Source organism: Pseudomonas sp. NFPP28 (assembly GCF_900115535.1).
GTDB lineage: Bacteria > Pseudomonadota > Gammaproteobacteria > Pseudomonadales > Pseudomonadaceae > Aquipseudomonas > Aquipseudomonas extremorientalis.
This window is the reverse complement of record NZ_FOWT01000018.1, coordinates 1-2368: the sequence shown is the minus strand read 5'-3', so window position 1 is coordinate 2368 and position 2368 is coordinate 1. Positions and strand designations below refer to the sequence as shown.

General features: G+C 45.8%; 3 protein-coding genes and 1 pseudogene. 2 read left to right on the top strand and 2 right to left on the bottom strand.

The genetic code is table 11. The annotated features are described in order from the left end of the window. Positions 1-244 (bottom strand): transposase (locus BM110_RS29135; protein ID WP_139220358.1); only part of this gene is annotated, 244 nt, incomplete at its 3' end. Between the two features lie 218 nt (positions 245-462). Between BM110_RS29135 and BM110_RS29495 the strand changes: the two genes are divergently transcribed. Together BM110_RS29495 and BM110_RS29490 are read left to right on the top strand one after the other, a co-directional pair. Further along, positions 463-876 carry a hypothetical protein gene (locus tag BM110_RS29495; RefSeq protein WP_139217596.1) on the top strand — a complete coding sequence of 138 codons (414 nt, stop codon included), beginning with the start codon at positions 463-465 and terminating at the stop codon, positions 874-876. A gap of 915 nt (positions 877-1791) precedes the next feature. Then, complete coding sequence (locus BM110_RS29490) at positions 1792-2211, top strand: hypothetical protein (RefSeq protein ID WP_139217597.1); 420 nt, start codon at positions 1792-1794, stop codon at positions 2209-2211. Positions 2212-2272: 61 nt separating this feature from the next. On the opposite strand, the pseudogene BM110_RS29485 reads toward BM110_RS29490, so the two are convergent. Beyond that, positions 2273-2368, bottom strand: a pseudogene (locus BM110_RS29485) (IS5/IS1182 family transposase); the annotation flags it as partial.

Genomic DNA, 2368 nt, shown 5'->3' with positions numbered 1-2368 from the left:
AGCGTTTGAGCATCTGATCGAAGGTGCCCTGGTTTCGCCAACCCCGGAACCGTTGATACACCGTTGACCATGGGCCGAAGCGTTCCGGCATATCTCGCCACGCAGCGCCCGAACAGAGTATCCAGAGCACGCCATCGAGCATCAGCCGGTCGCTCAGGCGGGGCCGCCCCCGACCATGGGTTTCAGTGAAGAGATCGGCGACCACAGTCCAGGCCTCATCCGAGAGTTCGTAACGCTTTGCCATCACAGAATTCCTTTCCGTAGATGGCCGGGAACCCTACTGAATTTCAGCTTCCAAAGGGCGCCGATTGGGTTTCTCGGGATTTCGTACAGAGCCTAGAGACCTCGCATTAAAAATCTCCACCCATCGCAAAAAGTTATAAATAACTGTCAACCTTGACAGTACCAAATCTATTTCCCGCGTATCAAAATAAAGCCTCAATCAACACAGGAGTTCTAAATATGGCAACTATCTTCGCTCCAGGTTCAACAATTTACAATAATGGACCAGCCATCTACCCTACAGTTCCACCAACTGTAACCCCTCCTCCACCTACACCTGGAATAACCTTCGTACCTCTCGGATCTTTATTACTCGCTGGCTTGATCGGAAAGCTCCCACGCCGGTGCTATTTAAGATCTGTCAACATGGAGAACTCTACGATTGAGGTAACTGAAGAGAACACCAACACCGTCACTACAATCGATACCAAAACCAATCGTGTTTACATCAATGCTCCCTACTCAACTATCACAGTGCATGAAAACAACTTCTACCAAAACCCCTATATCAACGCACCTGGTTCAGGCTTTAACATCTGGGAGAGAAAAATTGATCTCTCGGTTCCCCTCATTGCCATCACCGATCAACACTAATCTATCTTTTGGAGGATCAAGATATGCAAACTCAATGCGGCCCCATTCCAAGTCTTGCCCTTGAAGTCAACGACCCAATCAGCTTCATATCTCAGGGAATACTCTGGGAAGGAGTGAACATAGTTGGCTTAGATAGCAAAGCCAAGGCCATTGTAGTTACTGGCCCGCAGACGGCGGGAAGGCCCAGGGCTTTTTCGCTGAAAGATATAACAGTCTTAGTTTCAGTTGATTTCACTACCCCCTCTCCATTACGACCCACTCAAGCTTTATTCCTAACTACGTCATCAGATTAATATCAAGTTACAAGTTAAACATTGGGAGGCTAGCCCTCCCAACATTTAAACTGAAAAGCGAGTTCATCATGGCATTTGCATCCATTCGACCTACCACGTATCTATCACCTGACCCAGGAGACCTCCTAGAGATAAGAACAGCACAGGAAACCTTCATGGCAACTGACATTTGGTCGGACCCAACAACCAGAGAAATATACTTCGAAACCGTAGACAGTAAGATTCACAACCTAACGATTTACGACGTAGATGCCATTATCTATATAGCATCAGAAGAACCAATCATTCAAACACCCATTCAACTAGCTGATGGATCACCATCACTTTACGTCACCACAACAGGGCCATCGACAATCGACATATATAATCTTCGGCAAAACTATCGATCCAACATAACCTATGATCGTAGCAACCTGACTGTTGCCAGTCGAACCAGAGTTTGGTTAAAACTAATAAACTAGATAATTAATAAAAATCAGCCTAACGAGACCAAGAGTCAGCTCTAAAAACAGGAAAACCTTACAGACATCAAACCAAGCAAACCTCTCCCTAAAATCAGCCCCCCCCACTCAACTGATAATTTTAACGTAAAAATAAAATTATACATTCGAGGTTTTATATCATGACCACTCTCCCTCAACGCCCCTTTGCCGTTGGGCAAGCTCCGCGCCTAGTCAATCCAAAACAGTTTCAGTCTCCACCCTTTTTCACCGCCAATCCTGTTGCAGACATTATAAATAGTACACCTATTGACTTCCTCATTCCAAACCATGCTAGCTCTCGAGCAGGGGATGTTATAGAAATTTATATAGACAAAACACCCACAACAACGCCGAGCGTAACGCCTTATGCGACTATCTCTGTAGATCTTGTGCCAGGAACGAACACAGTCGCTCAAAACACTAAATTTCAAATACCATTTACTGATGCGAGAAAAATGCTAGACCAAGTATTTGAGATGTCCTGTGCTTCCGGTACACCGGGGAGCCCTCACATCTTTCTTCTGTCCTTGTACTTCGGCGTTACTTTCATAAAACCCTGAGCAAGACAATAAAAAGTATGCTCCGGACCAACTACTGGACCGGAGCTATCAATCAGCCTTGTTAGGCTCTGTACGAAAAGAGATGTCGCAAACACCGTATGGAACAAGCCTGTGAGACCATTGCGGCATAGCTTTTCGCGAGCTTGTCGAAGCGTGT

Excerpts from the sequence above, each read along its gene's own strand:
- BM110_RS29490 (WP_139217597.1), top strand. The coding sequence starts at position 1,792 with ATGACCACTCTCCCTCAACGCCCCTTTGCCGTTGGGCAAGCTCCGCGC.
- BM110_RS29495 (WP_139217596.1), top strand. The coding sequence starts at position 463 with ATGGCAACTATCTTCGCTCCAGGTTCAACAATTTACAATAATGGACCA.